Below are 20,864 nucleotides of genomic sequence, written 5' to 3'. Positions count from 1 at the left end.
GAGAAATCATCGTGAATTTATTAGGGTTAAGGTGCTTACAGATAGGAACAGATTAGAAACAACAGTGACTTTTGCAGACATCAAAAGCCAATCTCAAACTATACATATCCTTGCGCTCTTAGGCAGCCTGCGTCAGGCTTGATCTAATACTGCTCTACTTCAGGCGGCGATCGCAGTATTATCTAAAAACGTTGAGATGAAACTGTACTGTAGACTCGGTGATTTGCCGCATTTCAATGCTGACCTTGAGTCAACAAAGCCGCCATCAGTGACAGATTTGCGGGCGCAAGAATGGTCAGATGGTTTGGTTATTTCAACTCCAGAGTACGCGCATGGTGTACCAAGTGTGTTGAAGAATGCGCTCGATTGGTTAGTGAGCAGCGAAGAGTTTGTCAGGAAGCCGATTGCATTGTTTAACGCATCACCGCGAGCTATTCACGCCCAAGCCGCACTGACCGAGATTGTAACCACGATGGCAGGACGAATTGTTCCTGAAGCTTCCATCACCGTTTCTCTACTGGGTAAAAACTTGGATGTAGCTGGAATTGTGGCTGACCCAGCAATCTCAGGTGAACTACAAGCTGCCATTATTTTATTTGCCGATGCGATTAAGCAATTCTAGAAGCAGTAGAGTCATCAAGTGAGCACATCAGGCTCATACCAATTCACTTTAAGATTGCTACAGATGGCTGACGCAAAGACGCGGAGATTGATTTGTAGCTAGCATTTAGGAAATTAGTACAATATAACCATTATGCTGCTGACGCTTCAGTTGAGCCATCGCAAGGCTGCAAGCTTAAGTACTTTAGATCTTGTCACCAAAGGAGTATCAAAAGCGGATCGTCGCTCGAGATAATTAATAATGGCAGTTTAAGCGCAATCCAACAACAAAACCAGAATTTATTGTGGGTGGTAAAATCAGTAGCTGTTCAAAAATATACATTCTCTATGAAATTCCCGCAGCATTTTGCACTATTGCGTACGCATCTCGGCACGTCCTCGCTTTAGCTAAAACAATCTTCATTAATTTGTACAGTACATAGTTGCTCGGCAAGTTTAGCAATTTCTTTTCGCATTGTTAGTTGGTTTAGCCAGTGAGTAGGGATGCCCGATTCTCCATAATACGCTCCAGCGACTTGACCGCAAATTGCGGCAGTTGTGTCCGCGTCGTCACCTAGGTTAGCTGCGGTAAGAATTGCTTGTTCAAAAGTATCAGTTTGCCAAAAGCACCATAGTGCGGCTTCTAAACTTTCAACTACGTATCCAGTACCGCGTACAGCATCGATAGTCTTAGTTCGGTATTCCCCATTAATAATAGTCTGAATTGATTGAGACGCGACTTTTAGCCTATTCTCAAACAAAATCTCTGTTTTGCTAGCTCCTGAGAAGGTACGCCACAAAATATGTCCTAACAGACGGCTAGCGTCAATACATTCTGCTGCACCATGCGTTGTTCGGGAACTCTCACCGCAAAAGTGAAGAATGCGATCGCGATTTGGAAAGTAAAACATCGGTACTGGTGCTAGCCGCATCAAACAACCGTTACCCGCAGACCTCGGATGCGTAGAACCGCTGAATGGGTTGCCTGATTTTTTGTACTGGTATAATGCTTGACTTACGGTGTTGCCGATATCAAAACATTCTCCTGTACTGCTGAGATAACCGCGCTCATGCCACTCACAGTAACGATTCATCTGATCGACAGCATCAAATCTACCCACCTCAACTAAGCTAGTAGCTAGACACAACGCCATCGACGTATCATCAGTCCATTGACCTGGAAGAAGCTCAAACGGACCGCCACCTACCATATCAGTCATAGGTGAAAATGAGCCGCGAGGTTGAAATTCAACCGTTGTGCCTACAGCATCACCCACAGCTAATCCTAATAAACATCCTCGAAATCGATTCAATAAATTCATATAAGTCGAGTAAATAGAGAGAAATAAAATTTAAAAGCTATATTTATCAACATTCAATTCTTGTTGAAATTTAGCTCAAAATTTAATGATTTATAATTTTTTATATATTCTGTTTAAATCAATCAATGTTTACATACTTAGTTTTTTATTTTCAAAATATTTGAATTTCCTTTAGTACTTCTCGGTTTAAGATCTGGAATTAAGTATACTATTGCATTTTATTGCGTTAATTTAATATATACATATAAACATCAGGTTACTAACAACACGAGTCACCTTTAAATCAACCTTTTTACGATAGAATTAATTCTTAACAATACTTTAGTAGCTCTCCTGAAGCTAGTGAGGCTTAGTAAAATATTATATCAATCAATCTCAAATATCAACCATACAGAGTTATTATTGCCATTAAAAAAAGCTTGCTAATATTTAATGTCATGTTTTTTATTTAAATTCAAAATTTTGAGAAAATTGATATATTAAATTCATAGTGTAGCAAGACTGTCAAACACTTCAACTTTGCATTAATTTGACTCAAAATAGTCATCAATTTGCTAGAATTTATATATAAAATCTATTATTAATAAAGTCAATCTATGAGCTAGGATATTGTTGAATACATTAGAAGTGGAATGTTGCACCGAGTAACAGCCCATTCTGACGCAAATTCAATTTGGCTCGCGTGAGACCCAATCCATCCTCAAAATCAAAACCGTTAAAGCGATAGCTAAGTTGCACTGATGTGCTTGGAGATAACTGATACTGGGCGCCGACTAGCAGATTCCAGGTCAAGTTTGTATCGGCATTGAGATTAAACCCAGACACATCGCCTCGAAGATCGACTGTCCAACGTTCAGATAGGTCTAATCCAATTTGTGCGCCAATCAGTGGCTCAACCGTCGTTCTATTTAGGCGAAAGTCTTGGTTCACTGGAAGCAAAATTGGCAGTGGAAGATTGCCGACAGGAATATTGTTGATGCGAACGTCATCTACCTCAAGCTTTTGACTCAAAATATTAATTCGGAGTCCCAGGCTCGGAGCAAAAACTAGACGAGGAAAGGATTTTGGCGCTGCTGCTGAATCACCTAGCGTTGTATCGACAATGCGGTAGGATGCTGCCAAATCAATTAACCCTTGGCGGATTGATAAGCTGGCGTCGGCACTTGTCCGAACTGGGATAGGAATATCTGCGCCGATACCTGGCAAACTGTTTGGAGGAAACGTCACTCCTAAATTTCCGCTATTCTGTGCAGAAATATAGAAACCGTCAAGAATAAGCCCCAATCGATTTTTTTGAGCTTGTAACCGAATTCCAGCATTAAACGCACGATCAAAATCTAAAATGTTTCCCAATCCCAAATCAATCGAGGCAGTCCGTCCAGCAACCGTGGCATCAGCTTGAACTCGCAAGGGAACAAAAATATAAGGTTCGACGGAAAATTGCCAGCGATCGCTTACTGTGAATTGAGAAAGCTCTGGTGTAGAAGTATCTGCTTGGGTAATTGCATAAATTGGGAAGGCTGCTTCTGTTGCTATGCGAGACTCAATTGCCGGTTCAGGCAAAAAGCTGGCAGCTTCTAATTCTAGAGCTTTTGCAGAATGACTATGTTGTTCTAGATCGGATACGGTGTTGAGCGCAGCAGTCGAGTCAGAAATAGATAATTGGCTTTCTGCATAGGTAGGTGACACTGAAAGCGCGATCGATAAAGCACTGCTGGTAGACAACAAACACAGCTTTCGAAAATAGCCTCTAAAGAATAGATCTATTTGACTGCATTGGCTACTTCTACTATTTTTTATTCTTCTTTTAAACATAAGCTCGATTTTTCTCTTGTTAAGTTTTTATATCAATGCGTTTAACTCTACATAACAAAACATATTCAAAATATGCTCAACTTAGTTGCAGAATCTAAGTTTATTTAAAGTACTTAACTCTGAAGATAAAAATTTAATCAATAGTCTCTTAAACTCTTTACGGTTAAGATTTTGCATAAAAGCTATTAACACTATTAAAAGACCATATTGTAAAGCCAATGAAATTGCAACGCGATCTTATAACAACGAATAGTAGATCAGAAATAGATGCATTTTTATTAAGAAAAAATATATTAAATTGTGAATATTTCCATTTGAACTATATTATTTCTGTGAAATCTTATAATTTTTGAGGCACATTATGCTGCCTTCTCCAGAATCATTTATTTGTCCATGTTGTGTGACTGCCACGCTGCATACCTTGTCTCAACATGGCGTTCATTTCTTGGCTCAATCCCTGTTGTTGATAAAGCCAATGTCTACTGCTGCTGTTAAACTAAGCAACCCATCACCAACCATTGCCCTTGGTAATACTCCCTGTTTGCTCGATCGTACTGAGATTGTTTAAGGAATCTGTAACCGCTATGCTCCGCTTCCGTAACTTCTTCCCTAACCAATGGTTAAAATCGATGAAATTGGCAATTGGGATAATTGCAAGTAGCTTGGTTCTTGGGTTAACCCTGCTGCTTTCTTTGCATCCTGCTCAAGCACAAAAGCCTTTTACAGGTACACCAGCCGTAAAACCAGCTTATTTCGATCGCTTGCAGGCAACAATAGACAAAGATCGCGATCGCCTAATTAATCTGTTCAAAGACATCCACCAGAACCCAGAATTAGCGTTCATGGAAACTCGCACAGCAGCGATCGTGGCGAGGGAATTAAAAGCATTGGGCTACGAGGTCAAAACAGGAATTGCCAAAACTGGAGTCGTAGGAATTCTGCGAAATGGAGATGGTCCTAAAGTCATGTATCGAGCAGATCTAGATGCGCTGCCTGTACAAGAAACGACAGGACTTCCTTATGCCAGTACTAAGCGGGCGGAGATGCCAGATGGTAGCGAAGTACCTGTCATGCACGCTTGTGGTCATGATGCCCATACAGTTTGGATGTTGGGACTGGCAAAGGCAATGGTAAACCTAAAATCTAACTGGAAAGGGACGCTTATTTTAGTCGGGCAGCCTGCGGAAGAAGGAGTTGCCGGCGCAAGGGCAATGGTCGAAGATGGTCTCTACACTCGTCATGGTGTTCCTGTCCCTGACTTCTTGCTAGGAATGCACAGTGCCCCTGGTCCCACAGGAATCATCGCCAGCGTGCCAGGAATCCGAACAGCAGGAAGCGATCCGATCGATATTGTGTTTAAAGGTGTGGGAGGACACGGTTCCTCACCTCATCTTGCCAAAGATCCGATTCTCATGGCTGCTCACGCAATTACACAGTATCAGTCAATCGTGGCACGGGCGATCAATCCTCAAGAAGCCGCTGTGATTACGGTGGGATCAGTTCAGGCAGGAGAGGCGAATAACGTGATTCCAGGAGAAGCGTTGCTTAGACTCAGTCTGCGTTGGTTCAACCCAGAAGTACGGAAAATCATGGTGCAGGGAATTAAGTCTGTTAATGAGTCGATTGCGCGTGCCTATGGAATGCCAGAGGACCAATTGCCAACCTTGACTGCAAAAGGTGGTACAACTCCACTAGTGAATGACAAAGCAGTGATTGATCGCATCAATCCTCAATTAGCAAATTTAGTTGGAGCCAACAAACTGATTGCTGATTTTCCAGGGACGACAGGCTCAGAAGATGTTCATTTGCTTAAAGGCGACAATAAAAATATTCAGGTAGGCTTTGTCTTCGTCGGTGTCGCTGAACCTGCGCTCTTTGCTAAAGCCAGAGCAGAAGGCAAAACAGTTCCGTTCTCAAACCACAACAGTAACTTTCAAGTCGATCTCAATGCCATTCCCTTTGGAACAAAGGTCGCGTCGGTTATGACAATGGAATTACTGAATTAGTAGACTTTTTGCGTCAGTCCGAACTGCCTGCTAAATAGAATTTGCTTAGATGCACCAATTCTTGCAGGGTGTCTATTTTGAGGCGATCGCACAATTAAAATGCCTGTTCGACTCGATGTAAGCTAGATCGTAGCAGCAAGGAAACACGAGATCATGGCAGAAATTCCGAAAACACTGGAACAGGCGATCGCCCAAGCCCAAGGCGCAACCCAAGCAGCGATGGCTGATGGCTACTCTTTACTACAAATTGAGATTCTTATCCCAGAACTCAACCCAATGCCAGTTGCTGAGCAATTTCTTCCAGCATTAGACTCTTTTGGCAGTCAACTTAAAGTTTTCTTTCCTGATGCTGGTGCTGCTGCGCTAGCGCGTCGTGATTGGGGATCAGTACCATTTAAAATTCTAGATATTGGCACCGGGAGAGTCCCTGTCGATCAGCAAGTTTTGCCTGAAGATGAAGCATTTTTGTTAGTTGCACCTTCTGCAGTTGAAGTCACGCAGGTAGAGAAGTTGCATCAAGCTGTGGGAGAAAGACCTTTTATTCTCCTCAATCCTCGGCTAGAAGATGTTTCGATTGTTGGTATCGGCTACGCGGGGCGACAGTTACGGGCGCGTTTTCTCAATACGATTGAATCTTGTTACCATTTACGCCCACTTGATGGTGCAGCCGTATTTCGTTGTTATCCCTCGCCTTGGCAAGTTTGGCTAGAAAATAAAGAAGGCGAATATCAATTAATTGCTGAACAACCGAAGAAACCGATGGGTGATGAACTTGACTTAATTTTGTCAGGAAAAAGTCTCCAGCAGCCTGGAGATACTATACAAGCAAAAAAATCTGGAATTTTTGCAAGTATGCAAAGGTTTTTGCGTACTTTGAGTCGATGAAGTTTAAAGAGTTTTGAGTTCAAAATTCATCACTTGTGCTTAGATTATAAAAAGCTGTTTTGCTATCGTTGATACTGCGTTCAAAGCATATACCAACGACAATAGCTGAGGTTTTTTTGTGAAAAAGGCTAGTAGTGCTGTAAGTACAGCAATGAACGCGCTGAAATAATTGATTGATGGATGTGTCATGAGTGACGGTCAAGGAATGATTGCGCTGACTCGTGCTTACTTGGAGTCGCGAAAATTACAGGAGCTAGTTTTACAGTCGGGGTTAGATTTACGTGTTTTGAATGAAACTGAACTAGAGCAATCAATACAAGATATTCTCAAGGGGCGATCGCACTCGGATGTCTGGATTTTTGCCTATGGTTCGTTGATTTGGAATCCAACGGTGAAGTTTAGCGATCGCCGTGTGGGGACAATTTATGGATGGCATCGCCGCTTTTGTTTGTGGACACCGCTGGGGCGAGGAACGCCGGAAAACCCAGGCTTAATGTTAGGACTCGATCGCGGAGGTAGCTGTCGCGGTATTGCCTATCGCATTCCAGCAGAGGATGTTCTTACAGAATTACTCATTCTCTGGCGGCGAGAAATGGTTGTTGGTTCGTATACTCCGCGGTGGGTAAAAGTTGTTGATGGCAAAGAACGCTGGGATGCGATCGCTTTCACAATCAACCACAACCATATTATGTACGCAGGCGATATTTCTTCTGAAGTTGTTGTCAACAGCCTAGCAACGGCTAACGGAAAACTTGGTACTTGTGCAGATTATCTTTCACAAACTATTGATGGTTTAATGCAGTACGGCATTCAAGACAAACACCTTTTAAAATTACAAAAAGCAGTGATAGCTCAACAGCAGTTATCGATCGCACTTTGATAAAAAAAACTGATACTTCTATGTATTTTGAATGAAACACCTATTGTGAAATAAGGCATTGCAATATTTTAAGCTCCCTTTTCTTGAGTAACCAAAATCGTAAAAACCAAGGAACTCAAAATTAAATGTGTCTAAATATGATTTGAGTTTAAAGAAGTTAGTATGTAAAGCATCTGAAGGATTAAAACCAACTTCAGATAAGATAAATAGAACTTGATTTTTTTTGAGTAAAGCTTCGGCTCCTTGAATAACCTGTAAATCAAATCCTTCCGTATCAGTTTTTAAGATATCAATCTTCTGGATATTATTTTCTTGACAAAACTCCGCAACTGTTTTAATGATAACTTCTTCAGAGGCATTACTTATACAATTATTGGCATCAAATACAAAAGAATTGCATTGAGAGTTCGATTTTAAAAAGATGTCATACTTCCCTGATTCAGAACCCAAACCAATTTGAAAGCAACTAATACCAGAAAGATTTTTAGTATTTTCTTTTAACTGTTTAAATGTTGCTGTGACTGGCTCAAAAGAGAAGATTTTTGCTTGCGGAAAACTTTGAGCAAATTTAATAGCTGTTTGCCCTATGTTAGCACCTATATCAAATATCACTTCAACTTGCAAAGAGTCTGCTTTAGACTTATAAATATACCAATCAGTCCCATTTGGTGTTTCTTTTATTAAGCCTGTTTTTGCCTTACAATGCGTACTATCAAAAACCATTTTTTTTATAAAAGCGATATAAGGCATGGGATGTTTCTCCAAATATAATCAGCTGAATACAAAATTCATTATGTAAGCGAGATTTTTATTTTTATCTATGTAATTCAAATTGAGCACTTTTAAGCATAGCAATATTTGCAATTCTCGAGTGCTCAAGAGTTTGATAATACTTTAGGAAACAACTATCCATACCATATTCATCACAAAAAGAACACCTGTCGATACATAAAAATTAAGGTGTTCAGTAGTTTCAGTGCAGATAGTATTCGCAGTATTAACTTTTATTAGCTTCTATGAGACGGTGTCGAGTGGTTCGCAAAAGTTGTCTACACCCTGTTGTAGTACGTACATCAATACCGGAGTAACTAAAAGTGGCGGGCAAATTCTTGTTGTAGCTAAGGCTCTCATTACAGCAGCATAGTCTTCGGTAAGTAAGGCATTTCTATTTTCTTCGCGACAAATAATCGCTCGACATTTCTTCGCTAAGCTATCTAACCACTCTGCGTTGGCGATATCTGGTTGTTGCCCAACTCGAATTGCTAGTACCATTGCGGCATCTTCGAGATTACCCTCGCAATCTTCAATTTCTGCTAGTGCAGCTGAGGCGTCGGGATTTTGGAGTTTCTCCCGAAATTTAGCAATGTCTTCTGATGTAACTTGAGTCATGAAACAATTGCAATTAACTTACTTTATTGTGATTGAAGGAAAGCGCGCTCGACAATTCCTCATTTTCAGGAACTGCCAAAAAAGCAGCGAAGATTACTTCACTGCTTGACGAATTATTATGACTAGGCTGTTAGCGATCTTACAAGCAGATTGTACTTAAAGTTACAAACCAACTAATTCTCTCGATTCAAAATCGGTGAGTTGTTGCGCGATCGCTCGCCGACATTCTAGTTTGGCAACGCTAAACTGGTTGCGGAGGTATTCTAAGTGCGCCAGCGCGTTGGCTTTTTCTGCATTTAATTGAATTAATGTATTCAGTGCGGTTTGGTATTCCTGATTGACGAGTAGTAACTCAAAGCGACGCGATCGCCGTTGCGTGTCATTTTTCAATTCTGGATCGAAAGCTGAACGCGTGTCAGCATTGCCTTCTTCGCGGTTAATCAGTTGTTGCACCGCCATAATTTGCGAGTCAATTTCGTTTACCCGTTGTGCAGCTTGGGCGATCGCCGCAGGGTAATGACTCAGTTGCATTGTCATCATACAAGGGATCAGAGGTCAGGGGTTAGGGGTACGTTTATGCGGCTATTTCCTGCAATTGAGCGTGGGTGGACGAACGCTCTGTTGGGTTAATTGGTAGCTGCTCGGTTTGATACATAGGAGCCTGCTCCAAAACTTTCACTTCGATATTGACAGATACGAGATAAGTGCCTGGTTCTGCGCCAATAGCTTCGGCAATCAATTTTGCTAGCTCTGGGCGCTTAGCGGTAATCGGATCGCGTAAAGCGCAACGATCCCAGTCATGCTTGGCTGTTGGATTAAGGCTAAGAAGATAGTGTTTCGTCATAGGGCTTGAGTCCATCTTTGGTTAGTATCGCCGTAGAGCCATTGATTGCTGATGCGGAGGCTCGATGAATCTACTTTATCTATTATAGTACATATGTACTGAATCGTAGGGGAAATTAACCCCATCCACTTGGGGATTTACGATTAAAAAAAGTTTATAGATAAAGAGTTTCAGCTACCTATGGCACTTAAAATTAGTGGTGTACTAACTCCTCAGATGCGATCGCATTTTGACGATCCCAAATAGATTGCCCTGTCAGCAGTTCAACCACATCCATGCCATTGCCAATGACACCAGGTACACTGGGATACCCTGCGCTAGCTCCCACTAAGAAAAGATTTGGCAATTCAGTGTGATATCCCAGACGATTTAAGCCTACCTGCCTTGGTGTAAGCTTTGCACCGTAGATATTCCCTTGCGGTTGTCCCAAGTAATATTCACTCGTTGTCGGAGTACCAGGAACCTTCATCCGAGCGTAAGCATCAACATCCGGAATCAAATCGCGCACACTTGCCATAATCTCTTGATAAACTTCGCGCTTTTTAGCTTTGTAAGCTTTTGGATCAGTGTCATGCAATTGCTTAAATGGCTCATAAGGACAAACAGTCGCAATTTCTAAAACATGATGACCGTGAGGAGCCATTCCTGGTTCGTGCGATTTCATTGTAGGGCAAGAGAGGAAAATCCAAGGATGATGCAAGTTGCCTAAAAGTTGTTGTTGATAAGCTTGATTAAGGTTGCTGTTGGGGTAATACCAAATATTCCAGTTACCAATGCCATATCTTTGCGGATCAAACCTGGAATCTAACCCTAAGTAAACGTTGAAGGCACTAGCTGAATATTCGTAACCTGTAAGCCGCTGTAATTCGCGCTGACTTAACGCATGAGCGTTATGCATCAACTGTACTGTTAATTTTGGATCGAGGTCACTGATGTAAGCAACGGCTTGATACGTTTTTCCTCCAGCAGTAACGCTTTGTACTTGACGCTGTTTAACTTCGATGTGTTCGACTGGGGTAGATAATTGCACAACACCGCCGCCTGCTTTGATAGCTTCGACAATCGTTTCTACAAAATGCTTAAAGTGATGCTTCGGATAATAAGCACCTTCGGAATAATCCCAAACAAGTGCAGTATGCGTTAGCAAGGCAATTTCATTTGGTGGCAGCGCATAATCGCCACTTTGACCTGCTAAGATAGCTTGCAGCTTTGGCGATAGCCCGACGCGATTGTAAAGGTCTTGCAGCGTCCAATTACGCTTTGTAAATAAGTTCCAGTATTTGGGTAGTTTTAACCAATCAGACCATTTTTGGTCGAACCAACTAACCTCGCGCACTAAACTGTGCATTTCTTGATGTAATTGTTTAATGGCATCGCAATAACGGTCGATCGCATCCGCTTCTTCAGGAAAAGTCGCCACAAGGCGCGATCGCAAGTTTTCCCAGCCTAAAGGAATTTTAAAATCAACTTCGGGTGTAATTACTCGGTCAATACAGTCAGGGTCGAGCGAGTTAAATTCGATATCGCGTTCAATGTAATTGAGAAACTGTGCGATCGCTTGTCCCGAACCGCATTGTGAAATATAGTGCACGTCAGCACAAAAGCTATATTCACCATAATCAAAGGTATGGCAGCATCCACCTGGTAAGTAGTGTTTTTCTAGTACTGCTACTCGATGTCCTTGCCGAGTCAAACACGCTGCTGCTGAAAGTCCACCTAATCCTGCTCCCAGAATCACAAAATCGAAGCTTTCCATTTAAGCCTCCTGTCTCTGGCAATAGTATTGAATGATACTGCTAGTCGTAGATCGATAGCGTGCAGTATGGCTCGAATTAAGTTTTCAACCAGTGTTTGCCCTATTTATTTCAGTAGATTAAAGTATTCTATTTTACTGAGTTTACTTGACTTATTGATGCAACCAAATTCTTAGTATTGACGAGAATGTCACGCTCAACAAGGTTGCTCTTAACTTGACTTGCTTCTGGCTGAGGTTATTTAGGTTCGCGCCACTTCAAGCTATAAACTAAATTTAAGTCTACTGCAATTGCTGCACTCAAGTCTAGTTACGAGAGTTATAAGTTATGTCAACTCGATTACTGGTGAGTTTTATTGCGTGCTGAATGTCTATGACTGATTTGATACCATGCGGACTGATGCTATGCGGTTTTGATACACAACTTTGGCGTTTAGCGCTTAACTACTCTTCATTTTCTGGAGTTTCAGTTGGCGGACAAGTAATTTCGCCCTCGCTATAACCTAGGTCATACATACTTGCAGATTCAGCATCCTCTGGTGGCGTTTTAGGTTTTCCCGCGTAAGCATCAGATTTTCCTACATTAAACCAATCTTCGTACGTTGCTTTTGTGTTGTTCTTTGTATTGTTCATTATTTTCCTGCTCCATAGCGATATACTTACACCCATAATTTATGATGTTTACACTACAGTTTGATTAAAATCCTGTACCCTGAGAAAGAGGAAGTATGAAAGCTAGAGTAACGTTATTATAAGAACTTATATTTGCCCTCATATAGAGCAAAGAGATGTAGTTGATGCAGCGGTTAATTGTATGTTTTTTGACAACTTATTTACATCTACATCACCAGAAAATCATTCGCTAATTATTCGCCGACCTCGTAAAGGAGTTATTATTGGTGCAGGTCAAGTAGGGATGGCTTGTGCTTATTCCCTAATTATCCAGAATCTTCTCGATGAAATGGTAATTGTTGATATCAATCAGCACAAGCTAGAAGGGGAAGTCATGGATTTAAATCACGGACTACCCTTTGTTGAACCAACACTCATTAGAGCAGGAACCTTAGCTGATGGTGAGAATGCAGATATTGTAATTATCACCGCAGGAGCTAAGCAAAAACCAGGAGAAACGCGTTTAGATTTAGTTAATAGAAATGTAGAAATTTTTCAAAGCTTAATTCCAGAAGTTGTTAAATTCTGTTCCACAGCAATTTTGCTGATTGTTACCAATCCAGTAGACATTATGACTTATGTCTGTCTCAAAATTTCTGGGCTACCTAGTTCTAGCGTGATTGGGTCAGGAACAGTTTTGGATACCGCACGTTTTCGCTATCTGCTAGCAGAAAAGTTGCAACTCGACCCGCGTAGTTTACACGCTTATATCATTGGCGAACATGGTGATAGTGAAGTTCCGGTTTGGAGCAAGGTGAATATATCTGGAATGCATCTTCTCGATGAAAAGTGCGAACCAGGTAAACCCATCGAGCCGCAGTTACAAGAAATTTTTACAAAAGTCAAAAATGCTGCCTACGAAATTATCCAGCGTAAAGGCGCAACTTCTTACGCGATCGGTTTAGCAGTCGCCCAAATTGTCCAGTCAATCTTACGCAATCAAAACCGAGTTTTAACTGTCAGCAGTTTGATTAACGGTATTCATGGCATTAACGATGTGTGTTTAAGTTTACCTGCGGTAGTCAATCGCCAGGGTGTAACGCGGGTTGTGAATCTAGCGTTAAATCCAACTGAATTAGATCAGTTACAGCATTCGGCTAAAGTTCTTCGCCAGACTATTGAGCGGTTGGATATTTAATATTTTGTTGTCAGCACGCGATCGCATTTGTTTAGTTGCTTGAGCTACGTTCAATTCAGCAATGTCATTGTTCAAAGCTGTTTTTCCATTTCCGATAACGCTTATTTACGAGACATGCTCCTTCGGTAATGAGAGTAACAGGGTTGGCAAAGCACGCGCTACAGCACGATCAGGTAGGATGTCTAATTAATTGCGCAAGCAACTTCTGAAATAGTCTATTGAAGCTTGAATTTATTTGAGTACCCGCTTTTGTCAGTGCGGGGATGCGATCGCTGCTAAACTACAACTCCTGAAGAATAATTTTAATGAAAAGAAGGAATTACCCCACAAAACAGAAAGTATAACGAGAACCAGCTATTCTATCGCGTTCATCTTTAGTTGTGTCACTGTCGTCATAAGATTTCCTGTGTGAATATTCGCCTCTAAATGAGAAAACTAAACTTGAAGTTCCCCACTCGTTGGGGATTTAGGAGGTAAATGCAGCATTCATCTAGAAGAACCGTTTCCTGTCAATATGACTACAGCGTAAGCTTTCTCTGAAATTAAGCTTTATTTGATAATTGCGATTAAATTTACAAATACTTATAAGTAAAATAAAATACTCATTTTTAGGCAAAATTTAAGTGATATTACTAGCATACTGAAGTCAGCGATCGCTCTTTTAATGCGTACAACAATCGCTTTCAATAGCAATTCATCCAGTTAAATTAATAACTAAAAAAGTTATTTCGCTGAACAGTATGAGAAAATGTGTATTCTAAAATACAATTAACTGCCATAAATCAAGGTTTCACAACAGAGGGATCGTGTAGTGTTACACCGAGTAGCAAGAATATCGACTATCCTTAACGAAAGGTTATGACAGAGACTTTGCAAGTCCCCTATGGAAGCATCGTTTGAACTTACCTTGCAAATGGTTATTGCTGTCGCTGCAGGCATCGGCGCTCAAGTAGTGGCAGAATACCTCAAAGTACCAAGTATCGTGTTTTTACTGCTATTTGGTATTTTGTTGGGTGCTGATGGCATTGGGCTGCTTCATCCCCACTCCCTCGGTCCTGGATTAGAAGTCATTGTCGCGCTTTCAACCGCAGTTATTTTGTTTGAGGGTGGGTTTAACCTAGAACTGCGCGAATTAGGCAAAGTTTCTGGCAGTTTGCGGAATTTAGTGACAATTGGTACCGCGATTACGCTGATCGGTGCGGGAATGGCGGCGCATTGGTTGAGTGAATTTCCCTGGACAATAGCTTTTCTTTATGCTTCCTTAGTTGTTGTTACTGGACCTACTGTTATTAGTCCATTACTTAAGCTTGTCAAAGTTGAACGTCAAGTCGCTACGCTGTTAGAAGGAGAGGGGGTTTTAATCGATCCTGTCGGAGCAATTCTTGCGGTTGTAATTCTGGACACGATTCTCAATGGCGAAACCGACCCCATTCGCGCGATCAGTGGCTTGATCTTACGTCTAGGTATTGGTGGTGGAATTGGGGCGATCGGTGGCTTGTTATTCGGCTTAATGTTCAAACGTGCCAATTTTTTATCCGACGAACTGAAAAATCTAGTTGTTTTAGCAGGAGTGTGGGGGTTATTTACTTTAGCCCAACTCGTTCGCAGTGAATCAGGATTAATGGCAACTGTTGTTGCAGGTATTGTCCTACGGGCTTCATCTGTACCAGAAGAAAGATTATTACGACGATTTAAAGGACAACTGACGATTCTAGGCGTGTCAGTGCTATTTATCTTACTCTCAGCAGATTTATCATTAGCGAGTATTTTAGCTTTAGGGTGGGGCAGCTTATTCACAGTTCTAGTATTAATGTTTGTCATTCGTCCACTGAATGTGGGTGTATGTACGTGGAATAGTGACCTAAATTGGCGACAAAAACTGTTTTTATGCTGGATCGCACCGCGGGGTATCGTTTCTGCGTCGGTTGCTTCTTTATTTTCTATATTCTTAACGGAACGCGGCATCAATGGTGGAGATTCGATTAAAGCACTCGTTTTCTTAACAATTATCTTGACTGTCGTTTGTCAAGGACTAACTGCAGGTTGGATTGCGAGTTGGCTACAAATTACTTCTAAAGAGGCAACAGGAGCAGTGATTGTCGGTTGTAATCCTTTGAGTGTCCTCATTGCTCGTTTGCTTCAAGAACGTGGCGAACCTGTAGTAATGATTGATACCGACCCTGTGGCAGCGCAACAAGCCGAAACGGAAAATATTCGCGTGATAGTGCGTAGTGCTTTAGATAAAGGCGTGTTAGAAGAAGCCGAACTTACCTCAGTGGGAACTTTTTTGGCAATGACGAATAATGGTGAGGTTAACTTTGTTTTAGCACAGCGGGCTGCGGAAGAGTTTAACCCTCCGCGAGTTTTGGCAGTTTTTCCTCGCAATCCTGAAGCAAATAATACTACGGGTAAAGCAAAGGTACAGCAAGCTTTTATTGCGGACTTGCCGCTAAAAACTTGGAATGAATACCTCAAAGATGGCAGAGTTAAGTTAGGAACAACAACTTTAAGCGATCGCGAGTTTTCTTTTCAACAAGCTCATTTACAAGCTTTGATGCGCACAAAAGAGATTGTTCCACTGTTTCTCGAACGCGAAGATCGTTTTACGATTGCATCAGCAACAGAAGAGTGGCAACCAGGCGATCGCATCATCTACATCTTGCACGATCCCAGACCAAATCTCTTAAAACGTTTGTCGGGCGATCGCAATGCAACGCGTTTGAACGTGGAAAAGCTTTCTAAAGTTGAAGAAGTCCCAATTCCACCACTTTAAAAGTTAAGAAAAACTACCTTTCACATTCCCGATTCAGGACGATTTGCCCATTCACTAGACGATATATCGCTTGCGGTTCGATGAGAGGAAGATTACCTCTAGTTACACTACTGATAAAACTTTGCTTTATAAAAAAATGTTCAGTAGTATTAATCCAATATATTACCAGCGTTTCCTTTAGCGTTCGCAAATACTACACTACTAAGAAGCAGTTTCTAAAGAACTGTAACAGCTATCGGGTGCGTCGATGGTGGGTGAGCTGACGCAGCATCAAGCAGATTGTCGCAACATTGAAGCGTGATTGAGCGACTTACTAATAGCTATACCAATTATTTTTACACAATGTCTCAATTCAGAAGAGTTTGATAGATCAGAGGTTATCCTCCGATCTACTTTTGGCAGGCTTATGAAAGTGTTTGCGAGAAGTTCCTTTGTTGTAATTGCTCAGCTTTTGTTGCGCCTTCAATAGCATTACCTTTCATTTCTTTTTCTTGCTGTAGTAAACCTCCTAAGTGAACAATAGCAAGCGCGATCGCACCTACAGAGAGAAGATAGCTATGTATGGTGTAAAGGTGCGCAACTGTTGTTGTGTTAACGGCTCCGCCACCTGTCAGAATATTACGTAACGTTCCGCCAATTAAAGGAATGGCTTCAATCGTGCTTAACTCGATGCGAAAACGCCAGTAACCAACTTGACTCCAGTCGAGAATGATTGCTGTCCAACTTAAGCCAATGGCAGTTAAAGTTAGTAAAATACCACTAATCCAAGCCGTCAGCCAACTCGAACGAAACTGTCTCCCTAAGAACATGACAACAATTTGAACAAGTGCGGTGACGATTAAAGCATGACCTGCGATGTTGTGAATACTGTGAATTAACAAGCCATTTGGAATTTCAGTGTTAATCCACTCTAAGGATTGATAAGCTTGCCCTGCAACCGGTTCGTAGTAAAAAGACAGCAAAATTCCTGTCACTGCGGCCATGACGCTTAATGTAATAATTGCTATCGATAAAATTGTCGCGAGTCGCCGCAGGATGAATTCATACGATTTCATAACTAATATTTCTTTGTATTTACAAAATGTATACTTTTATTAAGATCTTAACGCGACTTTTATTAAAGATGTTCTTTTGTAAAGGAGATTTTGATTAATCGCACTTATGCTAAGTACGGGCTCCAAAAAGGCAAAATCGAGGGCGACCCGTACCACAAACCAGGCGATCGCGGCGAGTGATTGACGCCTTCAATGATTAGGTTTTCTGCACCATCAAGATGTGCAGCTACAATTGGCGTAATTCCATCACCCCAACAATTGCCTTGACCGCAAGTTAATTGATAACTACTGTAAGCTAACCAACTACCGTGACGTCTTTGCCCAAAGATGGTTTTTCCAGCAACACACACATAACGAACGTGCGGGTAAAAAGCACCAGGATAGTTATGATTTACAAAATCGAGACTCCAGCGCGTCCAGCGTTCTAAACTTGTATGCGGCGTGCCTAAAGTTATTAATGTCGCAACGTATTGATGCGCTTGCCAAGGCGTTGTTAATTCAACTTGACCGCGACTAATATAAGGCTTATCTCCCAAGTAGATGCGCGAAATCCATCCGCCAGCCGAGTGTCCGATCAAATTGATGCGGGAAACATTATATTGCTGTAAGACTTGTTTCACAGTGCAATCGAGTTGCTGCAAGATTGGTGTTACTGGTCTACCGCCCAAAGTTACTAACCAATCGCGACGCCGCAGCGGTACAGTCACAGTAGGAAATCCCTGTTGCTGCAAAGATTGTTCGAGTTCGCGATAAGCGATCGCACCTTCCAGATATCCAGGCAAAATGACAATCGGCAGCATCAAGATTAGGGACTAGCACACAAATTTCAGTATACTCATATCCATCTCCCTGAACCCTGATCCCCGAACTCTCAATGACAATCGGTACTCTTTACGGCATTAGTGTAGGTCCAGGCGATCCTGAATTAATTACCATAAAGGGTTGGCGTTGTTTGCAACAAGCCCCAGTTGTGGCATTTCCCGCTGGAGTTCAGGGTAAACAAGGGCTAGCGCAGCAAATTATTTCACAGTGGTTGAGTCCGCAACAAGTGCAATTAGCACTTACTTTTCCGTACGTACAAGACATGACGGTACTAACTGCTGCATGGAAAACCGCAGCAGAACAAGTTTGGCAATATCTTAGTCAGGGCGATGACGTGGCTTTTGCGTGTGAAGGGGATGTTAGTTTTTACAGCACATTTACATACTTATCACAAACGCTACAAACACTCCAACCGACAGCAATTATTAAAGTTATTCCAGGAGTCTGTTCGCCGATGGCGGCTACCGCAGCGTTGGGATTGCCATTGACTTTGCGACAAGAGCGACTAGCTGTGTTACCAGCACTTTATACAGTGGAAGAATTGGAAACAGTATTGGATTGGGCAGATGTTGTTGTCTTGATGAAAGTCAGTTCTGTCTACGAGCAAGTGTGGGCGGTATTGCAGCAGCGCCATCTCTTAGAAAATAGCTGGATCGTTGAATACGCAACACTACCACAGCAAAAAATTTATACCGACTTGCGATCGCATCCGACATTGCAGTTAGCGTATTTTTCACTGCTCATCGTGCAACTTTGGCGATCGCGCAACGTCGTAAACCAAGAGTCAATCTAAAGTCGGGGAGCAATCAGAGAACAATTAATTATTGAGAGAGGGGTTGCAAGCACACTAACATATAACATATTAAGATTTATGTAGAAAGATACACCGTGTTTAGATGTATTAGACTTTTGTTTTACAAGCACTTTCGCTGTTTTTTAGTACGTAAATTAACAATGAATACTTACCTCTGCAATCAAAAACTGGTAACTTTGCTGTTCTAGTGTTAAGAGTAGAAAGGTTAATATCAAGATCCATAGACATACTTCTTTCGATAGAAGCCGTATGTTACACCCCCAATGAGTATCGCGTTACTCGCAGTCCTTAGCTTGTAATACGGAGACGAGTGTACCTTTAGCTATCATGTCCTACGCCTCCCTAATGAGAACTCTACCAGAAAGCTTTCGCTCTACCAATGGCATGGCTGCCGTAGCATCCTTAGGCATTCACGGATTGCTGTTGATCGTTTTGCCATTTTTGCCCTACGATTCGCAATTAGCAGCAAATGTTCAGCAGCGAACCGTAGGCATCGTGGAGCTAACTCCTGAAGAACAAAGCCGCCTGCCAGGAGCATCCTCAGTACCTGCGGCATTACCATCGTTTGCCACACAACCAAGCCCCTTACCGCCGTTACCCCCACCACCATCATTTCCTGTAGGGGCGCTGCCACCATTACCCGACCCAATTACGCTGCCACCGTCAATTGGTCTACCGCCAGCAGGTAATAACTCTTTACAAGCACTACAACCCAATCAAACGTTTATTCTGCCTGTATCGCCAGAACGCAGTAACCGAACCACCAGCGGCGTACCAAAAGTCAATCCCAGTCAAAGCACTCAGCAGGCGTTTGCTACAGGTTCTACAACCAATACCCCACCACCACCACCGGTTCTCAATACGCTGCCACCGCCACCACCACTCGGTAATCTCCAACCCCCCGTAGCGGCAGCACCGAATCAAAGTCAAAATCGAACATTCAATTCAAGCGAATTATTACCGCCTGTACCGCAATGGCAACAGCCAAGGAATACAGGGTTACCAGAAATGCGCTTGAATCCAGCCGAGCCATTTTCACCTAACGAAGTTCCAACACCTCAAGTAGCACAAACGCTGCCAACATCTCCCAATTTGGTTCAACCGCAACAGCCCCAGAATGAACCACAACAACCACAACCGCAAAGTCAACCTCAACAACAAGTTGCCGCAGCTAACCCGACGCAACCTGTAGAGTCAGGTCCTCGACCTCAACAACTACCAGAACGCGGTAAGCAAGAGCTATTAGCACTACAGCAAAAAATTCGCGAGGAACGCGCTGCTGCTACCAATCCTGCGGTGAATGTTGCACCTCAAACGGCGGTTAACCCACAACCTGTAGAGCCACACACAGCAGAACCAACACGACAACAACTTGTTGCCGCACTGCGCAGCCAGCAAACTACGGCTAGTGATTCAAGCACTCCTGCTCAACCAGACACTACGGCAGAGCAAGAACAAACACGACGACAACAACTTGTTGCCGCACTACGCAGCCAGCAAACTACGGCTAGTGGTTCGAGTTCTAACTCATCTGCCACGAGCGATCGAGATGCACAATTACAAGCATGGGAAAACCGTCAAAATACTATTCAGCAAAACTACTCGAATGTAGTGACAAAAGCACCTATTTACAAAACGATTAAGTCTTGCGATCGCAGACTAGAAGGCGTCGCCGTTTTGGGAGTCGTGGTTAATCCCGAAGGGAGAATCGTTTCTGGACCTGATTTTCTCTCGCGCCAAGGGGCTGCGGGTGTCGAGCAAGCTGCAAAAGAATATGTTCAAGCATACGAGTTTCCTAAAAGTGAAAGTGCGGTGAATCAACAGTTTCATCTGCAATATCAGTACGACACAGCTAACTGCGCTCAACCTTCAGAAGCACCAAACACGCCAGAACCACCACAACAGTCCGACGCGTAATCGTTGCTGACTCGATCCTGGCTAGAGTAGATCGGGATCGACGTTGGCTCATTTCTACGAGACGCAAAAGACAGTTGGCGAAATAAATCTTGTTCGCTGCGAACAGTCAAATTTGTTCGGTAGCCTCGACGGCAATCGAAGCGAATCTGCTTTACAAGTGTTGCACAAGGAGTGATACT

Annotated in this window: 17 protein-coding genes and 1 pseudogene; 8 read left to right on the top strand and 10 right to left on the bottom strand. The window is 42.4% G+C overall.

Translation table 11 applies throughout. The features are described 5' to 3' along the window. Positions 1 to 157 precede the first annotated feature (157 nt). Positions 158 to 622: pseudogene (locus tag B1A85_RS15045) on the top strand (NADPH-dependent FMN reductase); the annotation flags it as partial. A 382-nt stretch (positions 623 to 1,004) separates the two neighbouring features. Here B1A85_RS15045 and B1A85_RS15040 read toward each other — a convergent pair. Together B1A85_RS15040 and B1A85_RS15035 are read right to left on the bottom strand one after the other, a co-directional pair. Then, positions 1,005 to 1,922 carry an ADP-ribosylglycohydrolase family protein gene (locus B1A85_RS15040; RefSeq protein WP_104547724.1) on the bottom strand — a complete coding sequence of 306 codons (918 nt, stop codon included), beginning with the start codon at positions 1,920 to 1,922 and terminating at the stop codon, positions 1,005 to 1,007. Positions 1,923 to 2,543: 621 nt separating this feature from the next. Beyond that, positions 2,544 to 3,647, bottom strand: coding sequence for an outer membrane protein (locus B1A85_RS15035; protein WP_168192411.1), 1,104 nt, complete (start codon positions 3,645 to 3,647; stop codon positions 2,544 to 2,546). A gap of 719 nt (positions 3,648 to 4,366) precedes the next feature. Between B1A85_RS15035 and B1A85_RS15030 the strand changes: the two genes are divergently transcribed. From B1A85_RS15030 to B1A85_RS15020, 3 genes are all read left to right on the top strand, one after another. Then, positions 4,367 to 5,743 carry an amidohydrolase gene (locus B1A85_RS15030; protein WP_210404478.1) on the top strand — a complete coding sequence of 459 codons (1,377 nt, stop codon included), beginning with the start codon at positions 4,367 to 4,369 and terminating at the stop codon, positions 5,741 to 5,743. A 153-nt stretch (positions 5,744 to 5,896) separates the two neighbouring features. Next, positions 5,897 to 6,628 (top strand): DUF1995 family protein, encoded by a 732-nt coding sequence (locus tag B1A85_RS15025; RefSeq protein WP_104547721.1) that lies wholly within the window; start codon positions 5,897 to 5,899, stop codon positions 6,626 to 6,628. Between the two features lie 187 nt (positions 6,629 to 6,815). Next, a complete protein-coding gene (locus tag B1A85_RS15020; RefSeq protein WP_246841434.1) occupies positions 6,816 to 7,508 on the top strand; it encodes a gamma-glutamylcyclotransferase in 693 nt (230 codons plus the stop codon). A gap of 18 nt (positions 7,509 to 7,526) precedes the next feature. Here B1A85_RS15020 and B1A85_RS15015 read toward each other — a convergent pair whose 3' ends face one another. The 6 genes from B1A85_RS15015 to B1A85_RS14990 form a co-directional block, all read right to left on the bottom strand. After that, a complete protein-coding gene (locus B1A85_RS15015) occupies positions 7,527 to 8,258 on the bottom strand; it encodes an FkbM family methyltransferase (protein WP_104547720.1) in 732 nt (243 codons plus the stop codon). Positions 8,259 to 8,522: 264 nt separating this feature from the next. Then, a complete protein-coding gene (locus B1A85_RS15010; protein WP_104547719.1) occupies positions 8,523 to 8,897 on the bottom strand; it encodes a hypothetical protein in 375 nt (124 codons plus the stop codon). A gap of 162 nt (positions 8,898 to 9,059) precedes the next feature. Next, positions 9,060 to 9,437 (bottom strand): hypothetical protein, encoded by a 378-nt coding sequence (locus B1A85_RS15005; protein WP_371681673.1) that lies wholly within the window; start codon positions 9,435 to 9,437, stop codon positions 9,060 to 9,062. Positions 9,438 to 9,471: 34 nt separating this feature from the next. Then, the gene (locus B1A85_RS15000) at positions 9,472 to 9,741 is read right to left on the bottom strand and encodes a hypothetical protein (RefSeq protein ID WP_104547718.1); all 270 of its coding nucleotides are present in this window, start codon (positions 9,739 to 9,741) and stop codon (positions 9,472 to 9,474) included. A 193-nt stretch (positions 9,742 to 9,934) separates the two neighbouring features. Further along, complete coding sequence (locus B1A85_RS14995; RefSeq protein ID WP_104547717.1) at positions 9,935 to 11,497, bottom strand: NAD(P)/FAD-dependent oxidoreductase; 1,563 nt, start codon at positions 11,495 to 11,497, stop codon at positions 9,935 to 9,937. Between the two features lie 441 nt (positions 11,498 to 11,938). Then, positions 11,939 to 12,127: a hypothetical protein gene (locus tag B1A85_RS14990; protein WP_104547716.1), complete on the bottom strand. Its 189-nt coding sequence runs from the start codon at positions 12,125 to 12,127 to the stop codon at positions 11,939 to 11,941. A gap of 181 nt (positions 12,128 to 12,308) precedes the next feature. Here B1A85_RS14990 and B1A85_RS14985 point away from each other — a divergent pair, with 181 nt between their 5' ends. Both B1A85_RS14985 and B1A85_RS14980 read left to right on the top strand, forming a co-directional pair. Beyond that, positions 12,309 to 13,304: an L-lactate dehydrogenase gene (locus B1A85_RS14985; protein WP_104547715.1), complete on the top strand. Its 996-nt coding sequence runs from the start codon at positions 12,309 to 12,311 to the stop codon at positions 13,302 to 13,304. A gap of 883 nt (positions 13,305 to 14,187) precedes the next feature. Beyond that, positions 14,188 to 16,077 carry a sodium:proton antiporter gene (locus tag B1A85_RS14980; RefSeq protein ID WP_104547714.1) on the top strand — a complete coding sequence of 630 codons (1,890 nt, stop codon included), beginning with the start codon at positions 14,188 to 14,190 and terminating at the stop codon, positions 16,075 to 16,077. A gap of 404 nt (positions 16,078 to 16,481) precedes the next feature. Here the strand turns inward: B1A85_RS14980 and B1A85_RS14975 are convergent, their stop codons facing one another. Further along, positions 16,482 to 17,132 (bottom strand): cytochrome b N-terminal domain-containing protein, encoded by a 651-nt coding sequence (locus B1A85_RS14975; RefSeq protein ID WP_104547713.1) that lies wholly within the window; start codon positions 17,130 to 17,132, stop codon positions 16,482 to 16,484. A gap of 104 nt (positions 17,133 to 17,236) precedes the next feature. Then, complete coding sequence (locus B1A85_RS14970) at positions 17,237 to 17,935, bottom strand: triacylglycerol lipase (RefSeq protein WP_104547712.1); 699 nt, start codon at positions 17,933 to 17,935, stop codon at positions 17,237 to 17,239. A gap of 71 nt (positions 17,936 to 18,006) precedes the next feature. On the opposite strand from B1A85_RS14970, the gene B1A85_RS14965 reads away from it, so the two are divergent. Then, positions 18,007 to 18,747, top strand: a complete 741-nt coding sequence (locus B1A85_RS14965; protein WP_104547711.1) for a precorrin-2 C(20)-methyltransferase — start codon at positions 18,007 to 18,009, stop codon at positions 18,745 to 18,747. 366 nt (positions 18,748 to 19,113) lie between these two features. Beyond that, positions 19,114 to 20,685: a hypothetical protein gene (locus tag B1A85_RS14960; protein WP_146087186.1), complete on the top strand. Its 1,572-nt coding sequence runs from the start codon at positions 19,114 to 19,116 to the stop codon at positions 20,683 to 20,685. The last annotated feature ends 179 nt before the right edge of the window (positions 20,686 to 20,864 follow it).

The organism is Chroococcidiopsis sp. TS-821 (assembly GCF_002939305.1).
In the GTDB taxonomy this organism is placed as follows: domain Bacteria; phylum Cyanobacteriota; class Cyanobacteriia; order Cyanobacteriales; family Chroococcidiopsidaceae; genus Chroogloeocystis.
Note: the sequence above shows the minus strand (reverse complement) of the source record. Positions and strands in the feature narration are given on the sequence as shown.

Excerpts from the sequence above, each read along its gene's own strand:
- B1A85_RS15040 (WP_104547724.1), bottom strand. The coding sequence starts at position 1,922 with ATGAATTTATTGAATCGATTTCGAGGATGTTTATTAGGATTAGCTGTG.
- B1A85_RS15030 (WP_210404478.1), top strand. The coding sequence starts at position 4,367 with ATGAAATTGGCAATTGGGATAATTGCAAGTAGCTTGGTTCTTGGGTTA.
- B1A85_RS15025 (WP_104547721.1), top strand. The coding sequence starts at position 5,897 with ATGGCAGAAATTCCGAAAACACTGGAACAGGCGATCGCCCAAGCCCAA.
- B1A85_RS15020 (WP_246841434.1), top strand. The coding sequence starts at position 6,816 with ATGAGTGACGGTCAAGGAATGATTGCGCTGACTCGTGCTTACTTGGAG.
- B1A85_RS15015 (WP_104547720.1), bottom strand. The coding sequence starts at position 8,258 with ATGCCTTATATCGCTTTTATAAAAAAAATGGTTTTTGATAGTACGCAT.
- B1A85_RS15010 (WP_104547719.1), bottom strand. The coding sequence starts at position 8,897 with ATGACTCAAGTTACATCAGAAGACATTGCTAAATTTCGGGAGAAACTC.
- B1A85_RS15005 (WP_371681673.1), bottom strand. The coding sequence starts at position 9,437 with ATGATGACAATGCAACTGAGTCATTACCCTGCGGCGATCGCCCAAGCT.
- B1A85_RS15000 (WP_104547718.1), bottom strand. The coding sequence starts at position 9,741 with ATGACGAAACACTATCTTCTTAGCCTTAATCCAACAGCCAAGCATGAC.
- B1A85_RS14995 (WP_104547717.1), bottom strand. The coding sequence starts at position 11,497 with ATGGAAAGCTTCGATTTTGTGATTCTGGGAGCAGGATTAGGTGGACTT.
- B1A85_RS14990 (WP_104547716.1), bottom strand. The coding sequence starts at position 12,127 with ATGAACAATACAAAGAACAACACAAAAGCAACGTACGAAGATTGGTTT.
- B1A85_RS14985 (WP_104547715.1), top strand. The coding sequence starts at position 12,309 with ATGTTTTTTGACAACTTATTTACATCTACATCACCAGAAAATCATTCG.
- B1A85_RS14980 (WP_104547714.1), top strand. The coding sequence starts at position 14,188 with ATGGAAGCATCGTTTGAACTTACCTTGCAAATGGTTATTGCTGTCGCT.
- B1A85_RS14975 (WP_104547713.1), bottom strand. The coding sequence starts at position 17,132 with ATGAAATCGTATGAATTCATCCTGCGGCGACTCGCGACAATTTTATCG.
- B1A85_RS14965 (WP_104547711.1), top strand. The coding sequence starts at position 18,007 with ATGACAATCGGTACTCTTTACGGCATTAGTGTAGGTCCAGGCGATCCT.
- B1A85_RS14960 (WP_146087186.1), top strand. The coding sequence starts at position 19,114 with ATGAGAACTCTACCAGAAAGCTTTCGCTCTACCAATGGCATGGCTGCC.